A 23,053-nucleotide genomic window follows, 5' to 3' on the forward strand; every position below is an offset into this window, starting at 1 on the left:
ATGAAAGATCGCATCAGAGTTATTCCGTCTGAGGGATACTCTTATGTGTAAACTCCTAGTCTCCTCCCGTAGCGGTAGGACGGGAGAGGGACACCTTCGGGTGTGCTGGTTATATCTTTCACCAGTCTGTCAACCCTCTTTCGTTCTGCCACCATAATTTCTATTCATGTCGGCAGAACTCCAAATAAAAAGGAGTTGGCTTTGCACATCCATTATTTCTTGGCAGCCTTTGCCACAAGCTATAACGACACAGCTTAAAAAATTAAAGCAGCTTGATTGCCCTAAGGCTTTCAGGCTTAAAGTCATTTTTACTTAAAACTTAGCAATAACAAACTCGAGATGTGCCACGCACAGTCTTTACGGCTTTGCTATGCCTTTTTTCTCCCAAAAAAAGTATCTCATTTAGAAACAACAAGAATTTATAACGGTAAAACGATGCAAAATTTAATGCTTTCCTCCCGTGCCATACAAGTCGTAAATAAGTCGATTTATTTATTTCACTATTTTGGGTTTCATACTGTTGGGGTCGATAGAATTGTGAAAGAGTGTCAAATTCCCAAAGCGACTTTTTATAACTACTTTCACTCGAAAGAGCGGTTTATTGAAATCTGTTTAATCGTGCAAAAAGAACGTTTAAAAGAAAAAGTGGTTTCAATTGCTGAATACGAGCAAGGTACAAGTGCGAAAGATAAACTCAAGTCGCTTTATCTTTTACATACTGATGTAGACGGGCTTTACTATTTATTATTTAAAGCTATTTTTGAGATAAAACTGACCTATTTAAAAGCCTATCAAACCGCAATTAAATATAGAACTTGGCTCATCAATGAAATCTATAGTCAGTTAATAAAACTAAAAACGGATGCGACTTTTCAGGATGCAAAACTATTTTTATATATGATTGAAGGCACAATCTTTCAGCTTTTAAGCTCAGATGGAGTAGATGAGCGGGAAAAGGTGCTGGATTGTTTTCTTAATGCTAAATAGAAGGTCAAAGCGTTTGAATATAAGCAATAAACTTTGGCTTCGTGTATTAAAAAAAACCTTGATGAAATGGACAAGGCCTTATTTACTTTAAACTTATTTGTTCAGCTCAGGTGGTAAATGCTGCGCCAAATAATCAATTGCAAGACGGGTTTTCAGTGGCATAAAAGGCAGCGTAGGCCATACCAAATGAATCGGAAAAGCAATGCTCGACATGGTTTCTAGCACTTGTACAAGCTTACCATCCTGTAATTCATTTTGAATAAGCCAGTCGGGTAGCCAAGCGATACCAGCTCCAGCAAGTGCTGCATTTTTAATGGCTTGCAAGTCATTTAAAAGAAGTTTTGTTTTGGGTTTAATAAATAAAGGTTCGCTATTTTCCTGTTGAAGTTGCCATTTTTTTATTTGACCAAAATGCGGATCGGCAATTGTGGCGTGGTGGTCTAAATCTTTAATATGTTCTAGGGGACCGGCTTCATTTAAATAGTCAGGTGAGGCACAAAGTAGCATTCGATGCTCACCAATCGGTTTGGCAACCAACTGAGTGGTGTCAGGTAACGTTCCGATTCGGATGCATAAATCAAAACCTTCTTCGACCAAGTCTACAGTTCGATCATTAAATGAAATTTCTAGCTGTAAGTCCGAATGCTCTTGAGTAAATTTAACCATGAGTGGGGCTGCAAAGAGTTGCCCGAACAGCACTGGCACAGACATTCGTAAACGGCCTGTTGCATTAATTTTCCCTTGGTCTAATAAAGCCGCTGCATTTTGTATTTCACTTAACGCTCGGCGGCTATGCTCATAAAACAAAGCACCTTCGTCAGTCATGCTGAGCGAACGTGTTGTTCTTTTAAATAAAGCAACGCCAAGCTGATCTTCAAGCCGAGCAATATTTTTACTTATAGCTGAGCGGGTTAAATGCAATTGCTCGGCAGCTTTTACAAAACTTCCAGCTTCAACCACAGTCACAAATATAGAAATGGCACTTAGCTCATGTTGCATGATTGTTGCCTAAAAGGAACCAATATAAAGAAATAATATCACCACTGTTGAATTTATTGTGGAGTTAATATGGTTTCATCGAAAACGTGGAGATGGTCATGGCTAAAATATTGGTATTAAAATCCAGCATTATGGGTGAGGGTTCACAAACTAATCGCCTCATTGATGTAATGCTTGAACATCGAAAAGACCAAGGTTTGCAAGATGACATTACCATACGCAATTTAGCTGAAATGAACCTACCTGTATTAGATTTGGAAATTTTCCAGGCGCTTCGTGGTGCTGAAAATATAAATCAAGACATTCAAAGAATCGTTGCTTTGTCTGATGAATTAATTGCTGAATTAAAAAGTGCCGATTTATTGGTGATAGGCGCACCGATGTATAATTTAAATGTACCGACTCAACTCAAAAACTGGTTCGATTTGGTGGCACGCGCAAGACAAACATTCCGCTATACCGAAACCTATCCTCAAGGTTTGGTGGAGGGAGTAAAGGCTGTGGTGGTAAGTAGTCGGGGCGGTATTCATGTTGGCCAAGAAACTGAGGCAGTCACGCCTTATCTCAAAGCGGTGTTAGGTCTAATGGGCATTCATGACGTCGATTTTGTCTATGCAGAAGGCTTAGACATGCAGGCTTATCGCAGCAATGCATTGGATCTGGCAAGCCAGCGAGTTAAAGAATTCACCCTTTAAAATCATGAGCTGAAACTCTTGTATCTCTAATTGATAACAAGAGTTTCTAAGTCTATTTAAATCACATTTCTAAGTTCATTTGCCGTGTTGCGTAGCAATGGCAAAATTTGTTGAACCAAATAATCTTCTTGTACACGGTTGGTTTGAGACATGCAGTTAAGCGCTGCTATGGCTTGACCTTGTGCATTAAATACAGGCACTGCAATCGCAATCACACCAAGCTCATGTTCTTCTTTAGAAAGACAATAATCCGATAACGCAATGCCCTTAAGTACTTCAAAAAACTTTGACTCATCTACAATGGTAAAAGGGGTTAAGCGCTTTAAACCATAATTTTTTACCCAAGTATGCTGAGCTTCTTCCGGCAGTGCTGCCAGCAATACTTTACCTGTCGAAGTTGCATGGGCAGGTAAACGGTTTCCTAAATGCATGCCGTAAGGGCTGACACGTAAATTATCTTGCTGCGGTAAATAACTACGGGCAATCGGCACCACTTCGTTATCATCCAAAACTACAATCGAAAAAGTCAGAGACGTCTGCGCGCACAAAAGATTTAGAAATGATTGAGCAACTTTAGGCAGGTGGGCAGAGCTTAAATAAGAACTCGAAAAGCGCAGTACACGATGAGTGAGCCAAAAGTAATGTTCATCGGTTTCTAAATAGCCTAAGTATTTTAAAGTTTTCAAATACCGCCTTGCCGCGGTACGACTAATACCAGTTCGTTCGGCCACTTGAGTCACATTGAGCCGTTGCCGATCTGTTCCAAAAGCTTCCAGTAAAGCTAAACCTTTTGCTAACCCTGCAATGTAGTCTTCTTGACGAATTTTCTCATGCGAGTTTGGGTGCTCTAAAAAAGCATCGAGAGAAGGCATCCTTTCATTCCTGTTATTTTGGTTGTTTTTGTCCGCTATTCGGACAAACTAAATGATAAACGGTTATTTTCGTCTTGGATACATAGTGCACAAAACTTAAAGCCAGTAATTTAAAAGTCAGGATGAAACAAGGATGAAGTTATGGATATTTTAAAGACACAGGTTGCAATTATTGGATCTGGACCAGCAGGGTTATTGCTTGGGCAACTTTTATATAAAGCTGGCATCGACCATATTATTGTTGAGCAACGTAGTGCTGAATATGTGGCTTCACGGATTCGTGCAGGAATTTTAGAGCAAGTTTCGGTCGACTTACTGAAACAAGCAGGCGTTGACCAAAACCTAAAAGACAAAGGATTACCGCATTCGGGCATCGAAATCTTAACCAATGGTGAATTGCATCGCGTTGATTTAGCCGCACTCACGGGTGGTAAACAAGTGACCGTATATGGTCAGACCGAAGTCACCAAAGATTTAATGACTGCGCGTGAAGCGGAGCAGCTCACTTCATTTTATGAAGCTCAAAATGTACAAGTTAAAGATTTTTACACTGCACCAAAAGTTGAGTTTGAGTACCAAGGTAAATCTTTTCAAATTCAGTGTGACTTTATAGCAGGGTGTGATGGCTACCACGGTGTCTGCCGTGCCAGCGTGCCAGAAGATAAAATTAAGACCTTTGAAAAAGTTTATCCGTTTGGCTGGTTAGGGGTGTTGGCCGATGTCCCACCTGTAGCCGATGAACTGATTTACGTACAGTCAGAACGTGGATTTGCGTTATGCAGTATGCGTTCTGAAACGCGTAGCCGTTATTATTTACAAGTCCCTTTAACAGATCACGTCGAAGACTGGTCAGATGAAAAGTTCTGGGATGAGTTAAAAAATCGCCTAGATCCGCAAAGCCGTGAAAAGCTAGTGACAGGACCTTCTATTGAAAAAAGTATCGCGCCGTTACGTAGCTTTGTGACCGAGCCAATGCGCTTCGGCAAACTATTTTTAGCAGGTGATGCTGCGCATATTGTTCCACCGACAGGAGCAAAAGGCCTAAATCTCGCTGCGTCTGATATTGCTTATTTATCAAGTGCACTTGTTGAATATTATGTTGAAGGTTCAGAACAAGGGATTGATGAATATTCAGAGAAATGCCTACAACGTGTATGGAAAGCAGAGCGTTTTTCTTGGTGGATGACTCATTTATTGCATCGCTTTGAAACTGAAAGTGAGTTTGACCATAAAATTAAGCAAGCCGAGTTAAGTTATGTACTGGGTTCAATTGCGGGTAAAACTACATTGGCCGAAAACTATGTAGGTTTGCCTTATGAGATTAAGCAAATTGATAGTTTTAAGCACGCAAGCTAAAGACTAGATAAGAAATAAAAAGGGCATGAAAATGCTCTTTTTTTATATAAAAAATGGGGTGGGACGAAATAGTTTAAGGGATATGGTCATACTAAAAGTAGCCCTGATATTTTAGAAATATAGGGCTACTTATCAATTAACCTAAAGTTTACTCAGCGGTTGCGGTAACTTTACTATTGGTTAATATCACTTGTTGCGGAGATTGAAGAGGTTTAATCACTTGTGGATTAGAGTTACTCCACGGGATGTAGGCTTCTGTCAAAATATGGCCTGTAAGACTCGTTAAATCACTAGATTTAACTTCAGCATCACCTTGACGACCATATAATACAACTTCATCGCCCGCTTTGGCCTCTGGAATATCTGTTACATCAACCATAACAGTATTCATTGATACTCGACCAACCACTGGCGCTTTTTGCCCATTTATTAAAACAAAAGCTTTATTACTAAAACTGCGACGGTAGCCATCCGAATAACCTACAGGCAAGTTTGCGAGTTTAGAATCACGTGTCAACGTATAAGTTTGGTCATAACCTACAGTTGAACCTTTAAGGTAGTTATTAACTGCAGCAATTTGTGTTTTAAATGCCATCATACGTTTATATTCTGGGTGATTAGGAAAATCTCCATAAATAATTGCACCTGCACGAACCATATCTAAATGTGATTCAGGAACATTTACGGTAGCAAATGAATTAGCTGTGTGTAATGTTAATTCTTTACGATTCAGTTTGGCTTTTTTAATCAACCATGCTGTTTGTTCATTAAATTGAGCTAGGCGCTCACGAACATATTTTTCATCTTCTACAGCATAATGAGTCATAATGCCGTCAATTTTAAGATGGGGAAGCTTGGTGATCGCCACAGCTTGTTCTTTACCTTGAGCTGTAGACATTTCAAGACCATTACGATCCATGCCGCCTGAATTTAAAGCCAAGCTATAATGAACAGATGTATTATTAGCTGCTGCCCATTGAGAAATACGAGCAGCTTGATCATAGTTGCCCAAAAGCTCTTCAATATTTAACGCTTGTGCATTGATGATTTCACTATCAGTTGCTGTACGTAAACGTGTAATTTTGCCTTTATAGCCATGCTTGCGCACCATCGCCGCTTCTGCATTACTGGTAATACCAATACAAGACACATTTAATTTCATCACGCTCGGCATAAGTAGATCAATACTATGACCATATGCGTTCGCTTTCATAACCACACAAAGTTGTGTTTTGTCATTAAGTAACTGATTTGCCTTTTTAATATTATCTTCAAACGCTTGAGTATCAATTTCAATCCATGCATTGGCTGTAGGTGCAGGGCTTACTTCATTTGTAACGTGGGGAGTGAGTAAGGGAGCTGCATGAGCAAATTGCACCGAACCGAATAATATTAATGCACAGCTATAAGCGAGATGCGAAAATTTTGTTTTAAGTTTCATGAGTTTTTTAATCTTTCCTGGCTGAATATGATTTAACGCTGGGTGGATTTTTATGGTTAAGTACAGAGATATAATAGATTTAAAATGTCACACGATTTGGTCGTAATAATACTTTCTCCTTAAAATATTATAGGCAGTGTTAAGTAAAATTTAATTTTGCTTAAACTGTATTAATAAAATACAAATGTGATTTCAAATAATCTTAATTAAATCTAAATATACATTCATGAAAAAACAAGAAGAAAAATTACTATATTTTTTTGAATGTTATTTTTTTAATCTAATTGTTGATGATGTTTTTAATGAAAATTTTTAAAATTTAACATTTGGTAAATAATTAACTTTATTATTACAAGAGGTTTTTTTATTTCTATTATCTGTTGAATATTATTTTTTATCATTCGGTAAAATATAAAAAATATATAGAGGTAAACATCCGGAACTTTGTTTTATGGTATGGAAAATATTAAAATTATTATATTTATCATATATTTATAATTTATTATTGAAATTGTTTAAAAATTTTTGGTTATACCGTGACAAATTTTTAAGCAGCTAATGTCATATTTAATAGTTTTTAATAAATTAATTTAAATTTTATAAATGAAATATTAATTAGATTGAGTAAATAGTTGAGTGGTATTTAACCTTGGAGGGTTGGATATGGTTTTGTTTAATAAATCGACGAATTGGTCTTATCTTGTTTTTTTAATTTAATTTGTCATTTGAAAATTTTGTTAAATTAAAATTTTATGTTTATTTTTAAATCAATAAATTTTCTTAATATTTTAGTTTTGGTTAAATTGGTGGTTTTATATTAAGAGTTTTTAAATATAAGATGATGAGTGCGTTTTTTTAATTACTCAAGAGGGTTTGGGCTTTTATTGACCATACTATTCTAATTCTACAAGGCAGTAATATAGGAGGGCGGATACTGAGTGTTAGTAAAAATCCTCAATTCCTATGTAAGAGTCAGTACAGAAATATGAATTTTTATCTTAAATAAGTGTCTCAACAAATATGATGTAATGGTTACGCTATGCTATTTATCCTTGATAAACAGATGAGCCAAGGAAGTTGTCCGAAATGATTGTACGCGTACACATACTATTTTTTATGGAAAAGCTGAATTGAAAAAAGCGGGAAATAGGACAATTTTCGCTTAAAAGATCAGCATTAATAAAAGCTTTTGTCACATTTTTTCAGTATATTGCTATTAATTTCTTTATTTATAAATTCTAAGTTTGTATGGAACAGGACCAAGCACGCATACCTAAATATATTCCTATCCGCGATGCAATTGCCCATGATATTGAATCGGGTGTATTAGAAGCCCACGCAAAACTCCCATCAGAAAGAGTGCTTTCGGAACAATTCCAAACCACTCGCGTGGCTGCACGTGAAGCTTTGCTGGCTTTGGAAACTGATGGTCTGATTTATCGATTAGACCGCCGTGGTTGGTATGTTCGTTCTCCTCGTATTATTTATCACCCGCAATCGACAAAAAACTTTAACCAGTTTGTGATTGAACAAGGCTATGAACCTTCTACAGAAGTGATTTCGAGTGAGCTAACCACAGCCACTTCTTGGGATGCCAAGCATTTAAAAGTTGAAAAAGGGCATCCAATTTATTCAGTTTGGCGACGTCGTTGCATTAATGGACGACCTGTTTTGGTTGAACATTTACGTGTGAATGCCGAGCTTTTTCCCGAGTTTTTAACTCATGATCTCAAGCAATCCATTACTTTACTCATGGCAAATCAATATAACTGCCATATCACCCGAGCTGACATTAACCTCTATCCAACCGCTTTATCGGAGCAGCAGGCCAAAGCATTGCATGTGAATGTTGGCGCGCTCGGGTTATATATTTGTCGTAGCAACAGAAATGAAAAAGGCGTGATTACCGATGTTGACCAAGAATATTGGCTACACGATGTTTTAGATTTGCACTTCGAAGCGCGAGCATAAAAATACAATCTGGTTTAAACCAGATTAATCAAACTGTCATATAAACCTGTTGAAATACGATCATCAAATAATTGCATTCGATGGTTTGCAGATGAAACAGTATGTTCAACAGACAATTAAACTCGGCACTGCATCAGTTTTAGGTGTGGTGGTCGCTATTCAAATGGGATGTTCATCGGCAACATCAAAACAATCACAAGAAATTACAGTCTATACGGCAGTGGAAGCCGATCAGCTTAAACAGTACCAAGAAGAATTGCATAAAGCCTATCCTGAACTCAAAGTAAAATGGGTACGTGATTCAACAGGTGTGATCACCGCTAAACTTTTGGCAGAGCAGAAAAACCCACAAGCAGATGTAGTTTTTGGTGTGGCTTTAACCAGTTTGCTGGTCATGGAAAAAAAGGACATGCTTGAGCCTTTTAAACCTGAAGATGTGCAAAACTTAAAACCAGAATTTGTAAGCCAAAAATCTGTACCGACTTGGACGGGTATGGATGCATGGGAATCTGCAATTTGTGTCAATAAAGTCGAATTAGAAAAACGTAAGTTACCTATTCCAAAAACTTGGAAAGATTTAACCAACCCGATTTATAAAAACTTAATTGTGATGCCAAACCCAGCCTCAAGTGGAACAGGGTATTTAGATGTCACAGCTTGGATGCAGATCTGGGGTGAAAAGCAGGCGTGGGACTATATGCAGGCTTTAAATAAAAACATTTCACAATATCCTCACTCTGGTTCAAAACCTTGCAAAATGGCTGCACAGGGCGAAATCCCAATTGGAATTTCTTTTGGGTATCCAGCATTTAAATTAAAAGCAGAGGGTGCACCTTTAGAAGTGGTTTATCCAACTGAAGGTTTAGGCTGGGAAATGGAAGCCTCAGCAATTGTGAAAGGAACCAAGAAATTAAATAGTGCACAGAAATTTATAAATTGGTCGATAAGCAAAGCGGCAAATGAAGCCTATGCACACAACTTTTCAATGGTGGCCTACAAAGGCATTGAAAATACCACTATGGACTTCCCGAAAAACCTTCCTCAAATGCTCGTAAAAAATGATTTTTATTGGGCGGCCGAGCAGCGTGAACGTATTTTGGCTGAATGGTCAAAGCGTTTTGAAAAGTGATCTTTTGGATAAGGGCATCATTATGCAAATTCCTTCTTCATTGCAATCATCGCTGCTGGGTCAAAACCAAAAGGGTGAGTTAGCAGGGCATTTACTGTCGTCATTAACGACCTATAAATATCCTGAACAGGGTCCGTCGGTTTTAGAAGTGGTGGATATTCAAAAAAAGTTCCAACACTTTCAGGTCCTAAGTCATATTAATTTAGACCTTAAAGCTGGTGAGTTCGTGAGTTTTTTGGGGCCTTCAGGGTGCGGTAAAACCACGTTGCTACGCATCATTGCAGGTCTAGAAAAACCTGATTATGGAAAAGTCATAAAAAAGGGCGCAGACATTACGTTGTTAAGTGCTGAAAAGCGTCACTGCGGCATTGTGTTTCAGAACTATGCGTTATTTCCAAACTTAAACGTCGAAGAAAATATTGCTTTTGGCTTAGACAAAAAAAGGTGGGATAAGGCACAGCGTAGCCAACGGGTTCAACAGTTATTAGAACTGATTGAATTACCCGATATTGCTAAAAAATATCCAAATCAATTGTCAGGTGGTCAGCAGCAACGTGTTGCGCTTGCTCGTGCAATTGCACAGAAGCCTGATATTTTATTGTTAGATGAACCATTGTCTGCACTCGATGCTCAGGTACGTCTAAACCTAAGACAAAAGATCCGTTCGATCCAATCACAGCTTAACTTGCCAACCATTATGGTCACACACGATCAAGAAGAAGCATTAAGCATTTCTGACCGTGTTGTGGTGATGAATCATGGCGTCATTGAGCAGATTGATACACCGCACAATATTTACTACAAGCCACAAACCCAATTCGTTGCAAAGTTTATTGGCACCATGAACTTTTTTAAAGCCACTTGTTCAGTCACCAATCAGCTCGAGGTTTTAGGTTTTATTCCTTTAAATTTGGAACAGCAAAAACTTAAAGCAGGGCAAAACTACAACATTGGTTTTAGACCGGAAGCTGTCGAGTTGGTTGATGATTTTGGTAGTGATAAAGAGTCGTTGTATTTACCAGTTAAAGTATTAAGCACTGAGTTTTTAGGTGCAAAACGCCGTTTGTTTTGCGCTATTCATATCGATGGAATTGAACAGGCAAAACACCTTTTGCAAATTGAGATTGAAAATATCAAGTTCAAATCTTTGCAAGAACTCATGTTTATAAAAGTACCTAATCAGCTCATCCATGTCTTTGACGAACAAGGGTACGCACTATGTTAAATGAAGCTGCTTCAGCGGTTTTAAAAACACAGCCGCGTCTAAAAACTGAATATTCATTAAGATCAAATGTTGCTTTGGCTAGCGTCGCAATTGCTTTGACTTTAGCGATTATTGCTCCTTTAATGATGCTGTTTGAATCTGCATTTTTTGATGAAAATCAAAACTTTGTTGGTCTTGAAAATTTTTATCATTATTTTGCAAGCCCAGCATTACTCAGCTCTGTATTTAACTCTGTGTGGGTCGCTTGTGCTGCTACTGTCATTACAGTGTTTCTTGCCAGTATTTATGCTTTTGCACTCACCAATGTGAATATGAAAGGCAAAGGCTTCTTTAAAGTGGTCGCTTTTTTACCGATTTTAGCGCCATCACTTTTGCCTTCTTTGGCATTGGTTTATTTGTTTGGTAAGCAAGGTGTATTGAAACCTTTGCTGGGCGATATACAAATTTATGGCCCAATCGGTATTTTAATCAGTTACTGCTTTTGGCTATTTCCAGCAATTTTGATGTTGATGATGGTGTCTTTTCGTAGTGTCGATCAGCGTTTAATTGAGGCATCTTTGTCGCTGGGTAAAAATATCTGGAAGACGCATTACCACGTCACGCTACCTGCAATTCGTTATGGACTCATCAGCGCAAGTTTAGTGGCTTTTATTTATGTACTGACCGATTTTGGGATTCCCAAAGTTATTGGCGGTTCATTTAACATGATGGCGCTTGATGTCTATAAACAGATTATTGGTCAGCAGAACATGAGCATGGGCGCGGTGATTTCTATCTTGTTATTGCTACCAGCAGTTTTTGTATTTATTTTTGATCGAATACAAAGCAAGCGGCATGCACGGTTTCAAGCTTTTCAGACTAAACCTTATGTTTCAGCATCGAATAAAAAACTTGAAGTCGTTCTGAGCATATTTTGTGGTTTAGTTTCAGGTGCGATTTTACTGATTATCTTTACGGCAGTGCTGGCTTCATTTATCCAGTCTTGGCCTTATGATTTGTCTTTAACTTTAGCACATTACAGTTTTGAATATGTCGATGGTGGTGGTTGGACTGCATACTTCAACTCGGTTCGCATGGCCCTTTTTAGTACGGTTGTGGGCACGGCACTTATTTTTATGGTGGCACTGTTAACCGAACGTTTTAAAGCACATCCACTGATTAAAAATTATTTACAAGCCTTGGTTTTATTGCCACTCGCTGTGCCGGGATTGGTCTTGGGTATTGCTTATATTTTGTTTTTTAACCAGCAAAGCAACCCGTTAAATGTGCTGTATGGGACCATGACCATTTTGGTGATTTCAACCATCGTGCATTATTACACCGTGCCACATCTTACTTTAACCAATGCCATTAAACAGATTCCGCTACAACTCGATCAGGCAGCACAAACACTAGGAACATCAAAGTGGAAAACTTTTTGGAAAGTGTATTTGCCTATGTGCTTTCCAGCGCTATGCGATGTGTCGGTCTATGTTTTTGTCAATGCCATGACCACTGTGTCGGCTGCCATTTTCCTCTATTCACCCGACACCAGTTTAGCGGCGGTAGCGGTTTTAAATATGGATGATGCAGGAGACACGGTTGCTGCTGTTGCCATGAGCATTTTGATTTTAACCACCTCATGTGTTGTAAAACTCATTCATTGGTTATTTACCCGAAAAATTATGGCAAGAAGTCAGCAGTGGCGTGAAAGCTCTCATTAACTAGCGTTTAGCTAAACACAATTTTTATTTAACCGACTGAAACGAAATGCTTTGTTTAACAAGGCAAGGGTTTATTCATTCTAAATTTTGCAAATTGGAAGTCTTATGAATCACGTACAGTTTGATTTAATTATTGTCGGTGCTGGTATTTTAGGTTTGTCCGCAGCCATACAGGCACAAGAACAAGGCTTAAAAGTTTGTATCTTCGAGAAAAATGCTAAGCCAGTGGGGGCGACTCGCCGTAATTTCGGCATGGTTGGAACATCGACTTTAACCCATCCTGAACAGCAGTGGCGAAAGTACGCTCTTGAAACGCGTTCTTTTTATCAACGCATTCAGGCTGAAACCGATATTTCGTTTGCTCAACGCCAAGGTGTCTATCTCGCCAATACGGCACTTGAATGGCAAGTTTTAAATGAGTTTACCGAGCGTGCAAATAACTACCAAATTCCAGTTCATTTACGAAGTCATGATGAGCTGGTCACCCAATTTTCCTATTTGAACCCCGAGCAGCAGTTTCAAGGCGGTTTGGTTTTCGAAGAAGATTATTCGGTCGAACCGCATGTGGTTGGGCAGCGATTGTTGGCATATGCCGAAAGTAAAGGCGTAAAGATTTATATCAATGCCTGTGTCGTTCAAACTCAATATCAACATGGAAGCTGTCACGTTCGTTTAGCAAATGGTGAGGCACATCGGGCAAATAAAGTTTTAATCTGTCACGGTGAAGTCATCGATGTTTTATATCCAGATCTTTTACAAAGTTTGAACCTGAAACGTTGTGGCCTACAAATGGCTCTGACTCATCGGTTCCATCAAAACTTAAATGCGTCTATGTATTCAGGTTTATCCATTTCACGGTATCCAGCTTTTGAAATTTGCCCGAGTCATGCTGAGCTGATTAAAGCATCGCAGCAAGGGCTAATCAAAGAATTCGGTATTCATATTTTAATTAAGCAAAACGAATTTGGTGAACTCATCGTCGGTGATAGCCACGAATATCATTCGATTAATGAAGCGCCTCAGTTCGAGCAGCGTGAAGACATTAATGAGTTTATTCAAACTTATTGCCATGAAAAATTGGGTCTGACTTTACCTCCAATTCAAAAACGTTGGAATGGTTATTACCTGACCCATGAACATGAGTTGGCCTGTATCACTGAAGCTGAAAAAAATATCTTTTTGGTGAGTGCGATTGCCGGTAAAGGCATGACCACAGGGGCTGGATTTATGAAAGAAATATTAGAACAAAATATTTACTAGTTTGTCATCTGGTTTAAACCAGATTGATGTATATTGAAATTAACGCGAACAAGATGAGCAACATTATGAACATGCAACCACAACTCGATATGGACTTAGAGAACAAGTATTTGCTTCTTACTCCAGGACCGTTATCAACATCGGCGACAGTACGCCGTGCCATGCAAAAAGACTGGTGTACTTGGGACCAAGAATACAACTCGCTGGTACAAGATATCCGCTCTCGTCTCGTCAACTTAGCAACCAGCCAATCTGAAAAATATACGGCTGTATTAATGCAAGGCAGTGGTAGTTTTGCCGTGGAGTCTGTGCTTGGTTCAGCTATTCCGCGTGATGGCAAAATCTTAATTATTAATAATGGCGCATACGGTGCACGTATGGTGCAAATGGCACGCTGCCTAAATATTGAAGTTGTAGAGCTGAATTATTTAGAAACCCAGACACCAGATTTACAAGAGATTGAGCGTGTTTTACAAGATAAAACCATTAGTCACGTTGCCTGTGTGCATTGTGAAACCACCACAGGAATTTTAAACCCGATTCAAGACATTGGCCGTTTGGTGAAAGCAGCAGGAAAAATCTGGATTGTGGATGCCATGAGTTCATTTGGCGGTGTACCAATGGATATGGCTGAGCTTGAAATTGATTTTCTGATTTCAAGTGCAAATAAATGTATTCAAGGTGTTCCGGGCTTTGGTTTCATTTTGGCAAAACGTGATTGCCTAGAAGCGTGTAAAGGTTTGGCTCGTTCAGTCAGCCTCGATTTATATGACCAGTGGAACACAATGGAACAGCATAACGGTAAATGGCGTTTTACCTCGCCAACCCATGTGGTACGTGCATTTTATCAAGCCTTACTTGAGCTTGAGACAGAGGGCGGAGTAGCTGCACGTTATCAACGTTATTTACAAAACCAACAAACCTTATCGCAAGGTATGCAACAGCTTGGTTTTGAATTGGTATTAGGTAATCAAGCACCTCAATCACCCATTATCACCACATTTCTTTACCCGACAGTTGAAACATTTAGCTTTCAGTCATTTTATGAAACGTTGAAAAAATCAGGTTATGTAATTTATCCGGGCAAAGTCACTGATCTTAATTGTTTCCGTATTGGCAATATTGGAGAAGTTTATATTCACGACATTGAAGGGCTTCTTGCTGCGATTACCAGCTACTGCAAAAGCCATCTAAATCAAGCTGTAACAGCATAATTTTTATTAAATTAAAGGGAATACATCATGACAACCAACAATACACAAATTCAGGCTGTGGTTTTTGACTGGGCTGGTACGACAGTAGATTTTGGCTCACGCGCACCAATTTTAGCTTTTATGGCTTTATTTAAAGATAATAAAGTTGAAATTACGATTGAAGAAGCGCGTGCGCCAATGGGATTAGAGAAACGTGACCATATTGCTGCCGTTTTAAAAATGCCGCGTGTAGCGGCTGCATGGCAGGAAATTTATGGGAAGCCTGCAACTGAAGCAGATATTGATCGTTTATATAAAGACTTTATTCCTTATCAATTAGATTCGATTCCAACATGCTCGGCTTTAATTCCGGGTGCATTGGCGACTTTTGAAAATATTAAAAAGCGTGGCGCAAAAATTGGTAGTAACACTGGTTATGCATCAATGATGATTGGACGATTGATTAGAGATGCTGCCGATCAAGGCTACCGTCCAGACTGTATTGTTACTGCCAGCGACGTGAAATTTGGCCGTCCATATCCTGAAATGCTATGGAAGAACTTAATTCAACTCGACGTATCTGATATCAAAACTGTTGTAAAAGTAGATGATACCGTGGTGGGTATAGATGAAGGTTTAAACGCAGGGTGCTGGACAGTCGGGCTTGCGATTAGCGGTAACGAAGTTGGTTTAAGCTTTGAAGAGTGGAGAGCATTATCGGCTGATGAACAGATTGTTCTAAAAGATAAGGCATACCAGAAAATGAATGCATCGGGCGCTCACTATGTGATTGATAGTGTCGCGGATTTGCCAAATGTACTAGATGATATTGAACGTCGTTTGGGGCAGGGTGAACGACCTTAAACAAAGTTTAGGTCTATATATTTTTAAGCTTAGCTCCCTTGGGAGCTAAGCTTACCTAAAAAATTAAAATGAAGAGTAGATAAACTCTACATATATGGAAATGAGGAGTAACTTAAACGAGTAGATTCCTTATTTCCTGCTAACCATCTAAAACACTTGTTTAAATGGTTAGCACCATCAACCATATAGGCCCTATGACCTATGTGATAGATCTTTTTATGACTTTTGAGGGTCATATAATTTTTCTTTAATAAATAGGGCTGGTATCACACCACAAATCAGATAAGCTGCACCCATGACGACAAAACCTAAACCAATAGACCCGCCAGAGGCTAAGAATCCAATCGTTGCAGGGGCTAACGCAGCGCCTAAACGTCCGACATTATAAGCTCCACCAATGGCTGTACCGCGAATGGCAGTTGCAAAGCTTTCGGTCATATAGGTTGCATTTACGCCATAAGGGATGCCGTATAGGAAACCAAAGGTGACCAATAAATATAGAATGTTGCTTGGTGAGTTATAAAAAACGATCAGAGGTAGGAAAATAGCAGTACCGATTGCACCAAAAGCATAGGTAAAACGACGTCCTAATTTATCGGCCATAATGCCCGCAAGGACTTTACCTAAAATCATAGCGGTATATGTACCTACCATATAGGCGGTCATTTCCTTAAATTTCATACCCAGTTCACTTTCAAGGTATGACGGCATCCAGTTATTTACGCCATAGTAGCCGAACTGCAAAAAGCCAGCGGTTAAAGCCCACAAGATAAACATATTGCGGTTTCGTTTATCTTGGAAAATGAGTTTAAATGCTGAGGTTTTCGATGCGTTTTGAGCCACAACAGGTTGTTGTAGTCGAGACTTTTGCCACGCTTCTGGTTCTGGTACAAGAATATGCATGAGCACAGCAATAATGACGGGAATAATCGCAACATAAAACAGCATGCGCCAGCCATGATCAGGAATAATCCAACCTGCAAGCAAAGTCGCAACAATATAGCCTACAGTCCAGCCCGCTTGTAAGGTTCCAAGTACTGTGGTGCGGAAACGTGTTGGTACATATTCTGCCATGAGGGTATTACAGGCAATATAAAGTGAACCCAAACCCAGTGATGCAAAAAATCTTAAAATACCAAATTGAAGAAAGCTCTGAGTAAAACCTAAGCCACAGGTGAGGAGTGAGAAAATTAAAATAGAAATAACAACAATGCGGACGCGACCAAATTTATCGCACGCCCATCCCCCAAAAATTCCACCAACAGCCATACCTGCTAATGTAAAACTGCCGAGCATACCTGCTTGTACTGAACTTAATCCAAAATCTGCCTTAATACTATTTAAGCTATAAGACAGCAGCATCAAATCTGCTCCATCTACCAATAGTGCTAGAAATGCAAAAATAAATGCTATTTTCCACGTATGAGGCTGTATACGTGAAAGACCTTCTTTGTAATTTGTAGCCATAATCCATTACCTACATTTGATTGAAAGTACTTCAAGTCGTTTTGAAGTGCTTAAAATTTGATTAAGACGCAGCGCGAATCATGTTTCGGGCAATAATCATTTGTTGAATTTGGGTCGTGCCTTCATAAAGGCGGAACAAACGGACATCTCGATAAAAACGTTCAATCGCATATTCACTGATGTAACCCGCACCGCCGTGAATCTGTACGCAGCGATCAGCAACACGACCACACATTTCGGTTGCAAACATTTTTGCGCAAGAAGCTTCGGTGCTAACGTTTTGTCCTGCATCGCGTAGGCGGGCAGCGTCTAAGACCATGCATTTAGCGGCATAAATTTCGGCTTTTGAGTCGGCAAGCATGGCTTGAATGAGTTGAAATTCCGCAATCGCTTGTCCAAATTGCTTACGTTCGATGGCGTAATTTAAAGAATCATCTAACATTCGAGTTGCTGCTCCAACACTCAAAGCTGCAATATGCAAACGGCCTTTATCGAGTACTTTCATGGCAGTTTTAAAACCAACGCCTTCAACACCACCAATCAATGCGGAAGTAGGGATGCGACAATTTTCAAAAATAACGTCACAGGTATGGGCGCCTTTTTGCCCCATCTTTTTATCGCGTTTGCCAAGAAAAATACCGGGAGTTTGGCTATCGACAATAAAAGCAGAAATACCACCAGCACCTTTAATATCAAAGTTTGTACGTGCCATGACTGTGAATACACCAGCGTGAGGAGCATTGGTAATAAAGCGTTTAGTACCATTTAAAATGTAAAAGTCACCGTCTTTTACTGCGCTGGTTTTTAAAGAGGCAGCATCAGAACCCGCATCTGGTTCGGTTAAGCAAAAAGAACTAATCACTTCACCACGTGCTAAACGCGGCAAGAAAAAGGATTTTTGTGCCTCAGTACCATCAATAATCAGGCCACTTGAGCCAATGCCATTATTGGTTCCAATAAGAGAGCGAAAAGCAGGAGAGGTGCGTCCTAACTCAAAAGCTACATAGACCTCTTCTTCCATCGTCAGGCCAAGACCCTCGTACTCTTCAGGAATGGTTAAACCAAATAAGCCGAGAACTTTCATTTGCTCAACAATATCTTGAGGAATTTCATCTGTTTCAGCGACTTCATTCTCATGAGGAATTAATACACCTTCAACAAATTGTCGAATCATATCAACAAGTTGATCTAAGGTTTCCTGATCACGAATCATAGTCTCGTCCTTTTACTACATGCAGAAAACATCAATGTGATGTTCGTAAAATCACCAATATTTGAAGCGATAGTAATCAAAGGATGAACGCAAAACAATATATTTTGAAAATTAATTTCGCAATGCGATACTTTGTTGTTGATTTATGTTTGGCTAATTTATTGATTTATTTAAGCTATATTTTCTTATAAAAAATCATTATTTTTAGTGGAAAATTATAGTTTGATTTTTCAAAAGAGCTGTGTATATTAAAAATATATATCGCTATGCGAAATTTTAAATGGATAAGTTTTCCTATAGGAAATAAGTCACAAAATATAGTGGGATGAAGATGGGTGCTTTAAATGGAATTCGGGTGCTTGACTTAAGTCGGGTATTGGCTGGGCCTTGGTGTGGACAGATTCTTGCCGATTTGGGTGCAGAAGTAATCAAAATTGAAAGACCGAAAGTTGGTGACGATACCCGTTCTTGGGGACCACCTTGGATGAAAGATAACTCAGGCCAAGACACTCAAGAAGCTGCTTATTATCAGTCAACCAACCGCAATAAACTATCGGTTGCTATCGACATTGCGAGTTCTGATGGCCAAGAATTGATTAAAGCCCTCATTCAAGACACTGATGTCGTGATCGAAAACTACAAAGCGGGGTCTTTGAAAAAATACGGTTTGGACTATGAGTCTTTATCTGCCATTAACCCTGAACTGGTGTATTGCTCAATTACAGGTTTTGGTCAAAATGGCCCAAGAGCAGAGGAGCCTGGTTATGACTTTATTATTCAGGGCATGGGCGGGCTTATGTCAGTCACGGGTGAGCGTGATGATTTGCCGGGTGGAGGCCCTCAAAAAGTAGGGGTCGCATTTTCCGATTTAGCAACCGGACTTTATTCTACGATTGCCATACAGGCTGCTTTACTCAACCGCCATGTGACAGGTTTAGGTCAATACATTGATATGGCTTTGCTTGATGTTCAAATTGCCACAATGGCAAATCAGGGAATGAATTATCTTTCATCAGGAAATATCCCTAAGCGTTATGGCAATGCACATGCCAATATTGTGCCTTATCAAGTGTTCAAAGCATCTGATCGTGATTTTATTATCGCGTGTGGAAATGACACACAGTTTATTCAACTCTGTAGAAGTATTGGTTTACCCGATTTACCAAATGATGCACGTTTTGCCCGAAATGCGGACCGAATCAAGCATCGTGATGAAATTATCGGAATTTTACAAACACACTTTTTAACTAAAACGGCAGATGAATGGGTAGATGCAATCTATGCGGCTAAAGTTCCGGTAGGTGTGATTAATAACTTGGAACAAGCTTTTCAAGAGCCGCAAGTCATTGCCCGAGAAATGTTAGTCGAGATGAACCATCCTCAACGTGAGAAATTGAAAGTAATTGGCTCGCCAATCAAACTTTCTAGAACGCCTGTTGAATACAAAACAGCTCCTCCATTGTTGGGTGAACATACGCAGGCGGTTTTAGGTCGAGTAGTTTCTCCTGAAAAACTAGCTGAGCTCAAAGAAAAGGGCGTAATTGGGTAGGTGGCTTAAAAGCGGAAGGTTAAAATTATATTTAAAATCAGAAAATAAAATATTTAATCTTTCGCTTTAATGAGTTAAATGAAGTTATCTTTTAGATGCAGACTCGGATGTTTGCTCTTTTGCTATTTATAGAAAAAATAGATTATAATTTTCGCAGTGCGAAACAAAATATGGATTGGTATGACAATGAACGATGCAGTTGATGCGGAACAGACAGAAAAATTATTAGCGCCGTTAAGGCATGAATTATTACATCCGATTGAAGACATGCAGGATGAAAATGATCGCCAATTTATTACTGCATTAGCACGTGGTTTAGAGCTATTACGTTGTTTTACGCCGAAGCATCAGCATTTGGGCAACCAAGAGCTTGCTCAGATGACAGGTTTGCCAAAACCAACCATTACTCGCCTTACACATACCTTGTCGCGTTTGGGCTATATCAAACAAGTACCTAACTCAAGCAAATTCCAGCTTTCAGTGGGTGTTCTTGCATTTGGTTATTCCATGCTGTCTAACGTGTCGATTCGCTCTATTGCTCATCCATATATGAAAAATTTGGCAGACTATGCTGGCGCTGCTGTTGCAATGGCAACACGTGATCGATTAAACATGATTTATCTTGATGTGGTACAAGGTAAAGGCAATATGACCATGCGTCGTCAAGTTGGAACTTATTTACCGATTCATTTAAGTTCGATGGGACGTGCCTGTTTAGCTGCAATGCCTGAAGATGAAAGAGAGTTTTTACTTGATGCTATTCGTAGCAAGCACAAAGAAGACTGGATCAAAATTAATCGTGATTTAGACAAAGCTTTTAAAGACTACCAAGATTTTGGATACTGTTTTTCAATCGGCGAATGGCATAAAGATGTCAATTCAGTTGCCGTTCCACTGATTCATGAACAACATGGTTTGCTGGTGTTCAACTGTGGCGGCCCAAGCTTTATTATGAATCGTGAAAAACTCGAAGAAGATATTGCACCGCGTCTTTTACACATGGTGAATAATATCCGTACCGAGATTAGCTAAACTTATCTGATTCACTTAAAAAAGCCAGCTTTGATTTTCAATGCTGGCTTTTTAGTGGGTGTATCTAGACTGTTTGGCTGTGAAAGTTCGGTTTTCTTTTTTCTTTGAAAGCACTTAATGCTTCTTTAAACTCGGAACCCTGTAAACAGTGTGAGAAAATAGTCGACTCATGGTCAATACGATTGAGTAGATCATCGATTGGCATATCTCTTAGCAATTTTTTACTCAGTTGTAAGGCTTGACTTGGTTTATGAGCAAGTTTAATTGCCACATCGTCAACTACTTGATCTAGCTCAGTTGCTTTAAATATTTCATTCACTAAGCCATAATTCTTTGCTTGGTCTGCCGAAAACTTTTCACCGAGTAAAATAATCTCAGAAGCTCGAGCAAAGCCCAATAATCTTGGCAGGATGTAACTTGAACCCGCTTCGGGTACAAGTCCGAGGTTCACAAAAGGAAACTGAAAAATAGAGTTTTGGCTTGCATACACAAGGTCACAATGTAGAAGCATAGTGCTGCCAATGCCAATTGCCACACCATTTACTTTAGCAATAATCGGTTTTGGAAATGTTGCTAAGCTTTTTAAGAAAACAATCGAAGCGGGTGGTTCTGAACTGGTGGTATCGCGTTTTTCAAATGCATTGACATCATTACCACTCGTAAATGCGGAGTCTTCACCAGTAAGCACAACCACATGAACGTCTTGATTAGTTGCAGCCTCATCTAATGACTGACTTAGCGCCGCATACATTTCATAATTAATCGCATTCTTTTTAGTTGGATTACTCATGGTGAGCGTTAGTATATTTCTATCAAAATATTCATGAATTGTGCCTGTTTTAAGCTCGTTTTGAGTTTTGTTGTCCTGCTGCATGATTCATTCCTTTAAATAACTTCTGTCTAAAAATTAAACTCATTAAAATAATGCTATCGAAAAATAATTCCGTTATCAATTATTTTGTTTTATATTGTGGTATATAATTTTGTATTGTGAAATTTTTAACTTAAATTACTTTAAATGCTGATAGGATTTATGAGTAAATAAGCATCTAGCTCTGCTAAGGAAATGAGAAGCTAGCTATAGAACAGTGAGTGGAAAGAATATGAAGACCAAAATTACAGAACTATTTGAAATCGAGCATCCAATTATTCAAGGTGGTATGCATTATGTTGGTTTTGCAGAGCTTGCTGCTGCGGTTTCTAACGCGGGTGGGTTAGGCATTATCACTGGCCTGACTCAGCGTACACCTGAAAATCTGGCAAAAGAAATTGCACGTTGCCGAGAAATGACCGACAAGCCTTTTGGGGTAAATTTAACCTTTTTGCCTACGGTAAATACCCCTGATTATCCGGGTTTTGTTGAAGCAATCATTAAAGGTGGGGTAAAGGTTGTAGAAACAGCGGGGCGTAATCCTGAACAAGTCATGCCGTATTTAAAGGCTGCTGGTATTAAAGTAATTCACAAATGTACTTCGGTTCGACATAGCTTAAAAGCTCAGCAAATTGGGTGCGATGCGGTTTCTGTAGATGGTTTCGAGTGTGGGGGGCATCCTGGTGAGGATGACGTGCCAAATATGATTTTATTGCCTTTAGCAGCCGATGCATTAGAAATTCCGTTTGTTGCTTCAGGTGGAATGGCAGATGGGCGCTCACTCGCTGCTGCTTTGGCGATGGGAGCCGATGGAATTAATATGGGAACCCGTTTTATTGCGACTCAGGAAGCTCCTGTACATGCAAATGTGAAACAGGCGATTTTGAATGCAACCGAACGAGATACGCGTTTAATTATGCGGGCTTTGCGAAACACAGAACGTGTCATGAATAATGCGGCCGTAGAAAAAATCGTAGCAAAAGAAAAAGCGCTAGGCGATACCATTAAATTTGAAGATATTATTGAAGAAGTTGCTGGCGTCTATCCAAAAGTTATGATTGATGGCGATGTTAATGCAGGTGCATGGTCATGCGGTTTAGTCGCAAGCTTGATTCATGATATTCCGACATGCGATGAATTGGTTAGCCGAATTGTCAAAGATGCAGAAGACATTATTCGTGGTCGATTATTAGGGCTTTTATAGGACTTAATCTAGTTTCATTAAT

The 23,053-nt window shown here is 39.2% G+C and carries 19 protein-coding genes; 13 read left to right on the plus strand and 6 right to left on the minus strand.

Features of this window, described 5'->3' with window-relative positions; translation table 11 throughout:
* The first annotated feature begins 435 nt into the window (after nt 1–435).
* Entirely contained in the window at nt 436–987 is a 552-nt protein-coding gene (locus ODQ17_RS10225; protein WP_322903367.1) for a TetR/AcrR family transcriptional regulator, read from the plus strand.
* A 93-nt stretch (nt 988–1,080) separates the two neighbouring features.
* On the opposite strand, the gene ODQ17_RS10230 is transcribed toward ODQ17_RS10225, so the two are convergent.
* Nucleotides 1,081–1,986 (minus strand): LysR family transcriptional regulator, encoded by a 906-nt coding sequence (locus ODQ17_RS10230; protein WP_322903369.1) that lies wholly within the window; start codon nt 1,984–1,986, stop codon nt 1,081–1,083.
* Nucleotides 1,987–2,084: 98 nt separating this feature from the next.
* Here ODQ17_RS10230 and ODQ17_RS10235 point away from each other — a divergent pair, with 98 nt between their 5' ends.
* A complete protein-coding gene (locus ODQ17_RS10235) occupies nt 2,085–2,681 on the plus strand; it encodes an NAD(P)H-dependent oxidoreductase (protein WP_322903371.1) in 597 nt (198 codons plus the stop codon).
* Nucleotides 2,682–2,737: 56 nt separating this feature from the next.
* On the opposite strand, the gene pobR is transcribed toward ODQ17_RS10235, so the two are convergent.
* Nucleotides 2,738–3,553, minus strand: a complete 816-nt coding sequence (pobR, locus tag ODQ17_RS10240) for an IclR family transcriptional regulator PobR (protein WP_192454782.1) — start codon at nt 3,551–3,553, stop codon at nt 2,738–2,740.
* Nucleotides 3,554–3,694: 141 nt separating this feature from the next.
* Between pobR and pobA the strand changes: the two genes are divergently transcribed.
* Nucleotides 3,695–4,909, plus strand: a complete 1,215-nt coding sequence (pobA, locus tag ODQ17_RS10245) for a 4-hydroxybenzoate 3-monooxygenase (protein ID WP_322903374.1) — start codon at nt 3,695–3,697, stop codon at nt 4,907–4,909.
* Between the two features lie 148 nt (nt 4,910–5,057).
* Here pobA and alr read toward each other — a convergent pair whose 3' ends face one another.
* Nucleotides 5,058–6,350, minus strand: a complete 1,293-nt coding sequence (alr, locus tag ODQ17_RS10250) for an alanine racemase (RefSeq protein WP_322903377.1) — start codon at nt 6,348–6,350, stop codon at nt 5,058–5,060.
* Nucleotides 6,351–7,598: 1,248 nt separating this feature from the next.
* On the opposite strand from alr, the gene ODQ17_RS10255 reads away from it, so the two are divergent.
* The 7 genes from ODQ17_RS10255 to phnX all read left to right on the plus strand — a co-directional run bounded on the left by ODQ17_RS10255 (nt 7,599) and on the right by phnX (nt 15,695).
* The gene (locus tag ODQ17_RS10255; protein WP_144730912.1) at nt 7,599–8,321 is read left to right on the plus strand and encodes a UTRA domain-containing protein; all 723 of its coding nucleotides are present in this window, start codon (nt 7,599–7,601) and stop codon (nt 8,319–8,321) included.
* Between the two features lie 91 nt (nt 8,322–8,412).
* Nucleotides 8,413–9,450, plus strand: a complete 1,038-nt coding sequence (locus tag ODQ17_RS10260) for a putative 2-aminoethylphosphonate ABC transporter substrate-binding protein (protein ID WP_322903381.1) — start codon at nt 8,413–8,415, stop codon at nt 9,448–9,450.
* Between the two features lie 22 nt (nt 9,451–9,472).
* Nucleotides 9,473–10,675: an ABC transporter ATP-binding protein gene (locus ODQ17_RS10265; protein WP_322903383.1), complete on the plus strand. Its 1,203-nt coding sequence runs from the start codon at nt 9,473–9,475 to the stop codon at nt 10,673–10,675.
* Nucleotides 10,669–12,378: a putative 2-aminoethylphosphonate ABC transporter permease subunit gene (locus ODQ17_RS10270; RefSeq protein WP_322903385.1), complete on the plus strand. Its 1,710-nt coding sequence runs from the start codon at nt 10,669–10,671 to the stop codon at nt 12,376–12,378. Before ODQ17_RS10265 ends, ODQ17_RS10270 begins: the two co-directional genes overlap by 7 nt.
* A 105-nt stretch (nt 12,379–12,483) precedes the next feature.
* Entirely contained in the window at nt 12,484–13,638 is a 1,155-nt protein-coding gene (locus ODQ17_RS10275; RefSeq protein WP_322903387.1) for a TIGR03364 family FAD-dependent oxidoreductase, read from the plus strand.
* Between the two features lie 26 nt (nt 13,639–13,664).
* The gene (phnW, locus tag ODQ17_RS10280; protein WP_322903576.1) at nt 13,665–14,852 is read left to right on the plus strand and encodes a 2-aminoethylphosphonate--pyruvate transaminase; all 1,188 of its coding nucleotides are present in this window, start codon (nt 13,665–13,667) and stop codon (nt 14,850–14,852) included.
* A gap of 27 nt (nt 14,853–14,879) precedes the next feature.
* The gene (phnX, locus tag ODQ17_RS10285) at nt 14,880–15,695 is read left to right on the plus strand and encodes a phosphonoacetaldehyde hydrolase (protein ID WP_322903389.1); all 816 of its coding nucleotides are present in this window, start codon (nt 14,880–14,882) and stop codon (nt 15,693–15,695) included.
* Nucleotides 15,696–15,911: 216 nt separating this feature from the next.
* Here phnX and ODQ17_RS10290 read toward each other — a convergent pair whose 3' ends face one another.
* Together ODQ17_RS10290 and ODQ17_RS10295 are read right to left on the minus strand one after the other, a co-directional pair.
* Nucleotides 15,912–17,162: an MFS transporter gene (locus ODQ17_RS10290; RefSeq protein ID WP_322903391.1), complete on the minus strand. Its 1,251-nt coding sequence runs from the start codon at nt 17,160–17,162 to the stop codon at nt 15,912–15,914.
* Between the two features lie 61 nt (nt 17,163–17,223).
* A complete protein-coding gene (locus tag ODQ17_RS10295; protein WP_322903393.1) occupies nt 17,224–18,375 on the minus strand; it encodes an acyl-CoA dehydrogenase family protein in 1,152 nt (383 codons plus the stop codon).
* 331 nt (nt 18,376–18,706) lie between these two features.
* On the opposite strand from ODQ17_RS10295, the gene ODQ17_RS10300 reads away from it, so the two are divergent.
* Nucleotides 18,707–19,924: a CaiB/BaiF CoA transferase family protein gene (locus ODQ17_RS10300; RefSeq protein WP_322903395.1), complete on the plus strand. Its 1,218-nt coding sequence runs from the start codon at nt 18,707–18,709 to the stop codon at nt 19,922–19,924.
* A 186-nt stretch (nt 19,925–20,110) separates the two neighbouring features.
* Nucleotides 20,111–20,956 (plus strand): IclR family transcriptional regulator, encoded by an 846-nt coding sequence (locus ODQ17_RS10305; protein ID WP_000996082.1) that lies wholly within the window; start codon nt 20,111–20,113, stop codon nt 20,954–20,956.
* A gap of 64 nt (nt 20,957–21,020) precedes the next feature.
* On the opposite strand, the gene ODQ17_RS10310 is transcribed toward ODQ17_RS10305, so the two are convergent.
* The gene (locus tag ODQ17_RS10310; protein ID WP_322903397.1) at nt 21,021–21,830 is read right to left on the minus strand and encodes an enoyl-CoA hydratase; all 810 of its coding nucleotides are present in this window, start codon (nt 21,828–21,830) and stop codon (nt 21,021–21,023) included.
* A 229-nt stretch (nt 21,831–22,059) separates the two neighbouring features.
* Here ODQ17_RS10310 and ODQ17_RS10315 point away from each other — a divergent pair, with 229 nt between their 5' ends.
* Complete coding sequence (locus tag ODQ17_RS10315; protein ID WP_322903399.1) at nt 22,060–23,031, plus strand: NAD(P)H-dependent flavin oxidoreductase; 972 nt, start codon at nt 22,060–22,062, stop codon at nt 23,029–23,031.
* The last annotated feature ends 22 nt before the right edge of the window (nt 23,032–23,053 follow it).

It is taken from the genome of Acinetobacter sp. IRS14, assembly GCF_034650275.1.
GTDB lineage: Bacteria > Pseudomonadota > Gammaproteobacteria > Pseudomonadales > Moraxellaceae > Acinetobacter > Acinetobacter oleivorans.

What these genes read in the sequence shown, in the direction of transcription:
- ODQ17_RS10270 (WP_322903385.1), top strand. Translation starts at nt 10,669, where the DNA reads ATGTTAAATGAAGCTGCTTCAGCGGTTTTAAAAACACAGCCGCGTCTA.
- alr (WP_322903377.1), bottom strand. Translation starts at nt 6,350, where the DNA reads ATGAAACTTAAAACAAAATTTTCGCATCTCGCTTATAGCTGTGCATTA.
- phnW (WP_322903576.1), top strand. Translation starts at nt 13,665, where the DNA reads ATGTATATTGAAATTAACGCGAACAAGATGAGCAACATTATGAACATG.
- ODQ17_RS10260 (WP_322903381.1), top strand. Translation starts at nt 8,413, where the DNA reads ATGAAACAGTATGTTCAACAGACAATTAAACTCGGCACTGCATCAGTT.
- phnX (WP_322903389.1), top strand. Translation starts at nt 14,880, where the DNA reads ATGACAACCAACAATACACAAATTCAGGCTGTGGTTTTTGACTGGGCT.
- ODQ17_RS10230 (WP_322903369.1), bottom strand. Translation starts at nt 1,986, where the DNA reads ATGCAACATGAGCTAAGTGCCATTTCTATATTTGTGACTGTGGTTGAA.
- ODQ17_RS10290 (WP_322903391.1), bottom strand. Translation starts at nt 17,162, where the DNA reads ATGGCTACAAATTACAAAGAAGGTCTTTCACGTATACAGCCTCATACG.
- ODQ17_RS10310 (WP_322903397.1), bottom strand. Translation starts at nt 21,830, where the DNA reads ATGCAGCAGGACAACAAAACTCAAAACGAGCTTAAAACAGGCACAATT.
- pobA (WP_322903374.1), top strand. Translation starts at nt 3,695, where the DNA reads ATGGATATTTTAAAGACACAGGTTGCAATTATTGGATCTGGACCAGCA.
- ODQ17_RS10300 (WP_322903395.1), top strand. Translation starts at nt 18,707, where the DNA reads ATGGGTGCTTTAAATGGAATTCGGGTGCTTGACTTAAGTCGGGTATTG.
- ODQ17_RS10315 (WP_322903399.1), top strand. Translation starts at nt 22,060, where the DNA reads ATGAAGACCAAAATTACAGAACTATTTGAAATCGAGCATCCAATTATT.
- ODQ17_RS10295 (WP_322903393.1), bottom strand. Translation starts at nt 18,375, where the DNA reads ATGATTCGTGATCAGGAAACCTTAGATCAACTTGTTGATATGATTCGA.
- ODQ17_RS10275 (WP_322903387.1), top strand. Translation starts at nt 12,484, where the DNA reads ATGAATCACGTACAGTTTGATTTAATTATTGTCGGTGCTGGTATTTTA.
- ODQ17_RS10305 (WP_000996082.1), top strand. Translation starts at nt 20,111, where the DNA reads ATGAACGATGCAGTTGATGCGGAACAGACAGAAAAATTATTAGCGCCG.
- ODQ17_RS10235 (WP_322903371.1), top strand. Translation starts at nt 2,085, where the DNA reads ATGGCTAAAATATTGGTATTAAAATCCAGCATTATGGGTGAGGGTTCA.
- ODQ17_RS10265 (WP_322903383.1), top strand. Translation starts at nt 9,473, where the DNA reads ATGCAAATTCCTTCTTCATTGCAATCATCGCTGCTGGGTCAAAACCAA.
- ODQ17_RS10255 (WP_144730912.1), top strand. Translation starts at nt 7,599, where the DNA reads ATGGAACAGGACCAAGCACGCATACCTAAATATATTCCTATCCGCGAT.
- ODQ17_RS10225 (WP_322903367.1), top strand. Translation starts at nt 436, where the DNA reads ATGCAAAATTTAATGCTTTCCTCCCGTGCCATACAAGTCGTAAATAAG.
- pobR (WP_192454782.1), bottom strand. Translation starts at nt 3,553, where the DNA reads ATGCCTTCTCTCGATGCTTTTTTAGAGCACCCAAACTCGCATGAGAAA.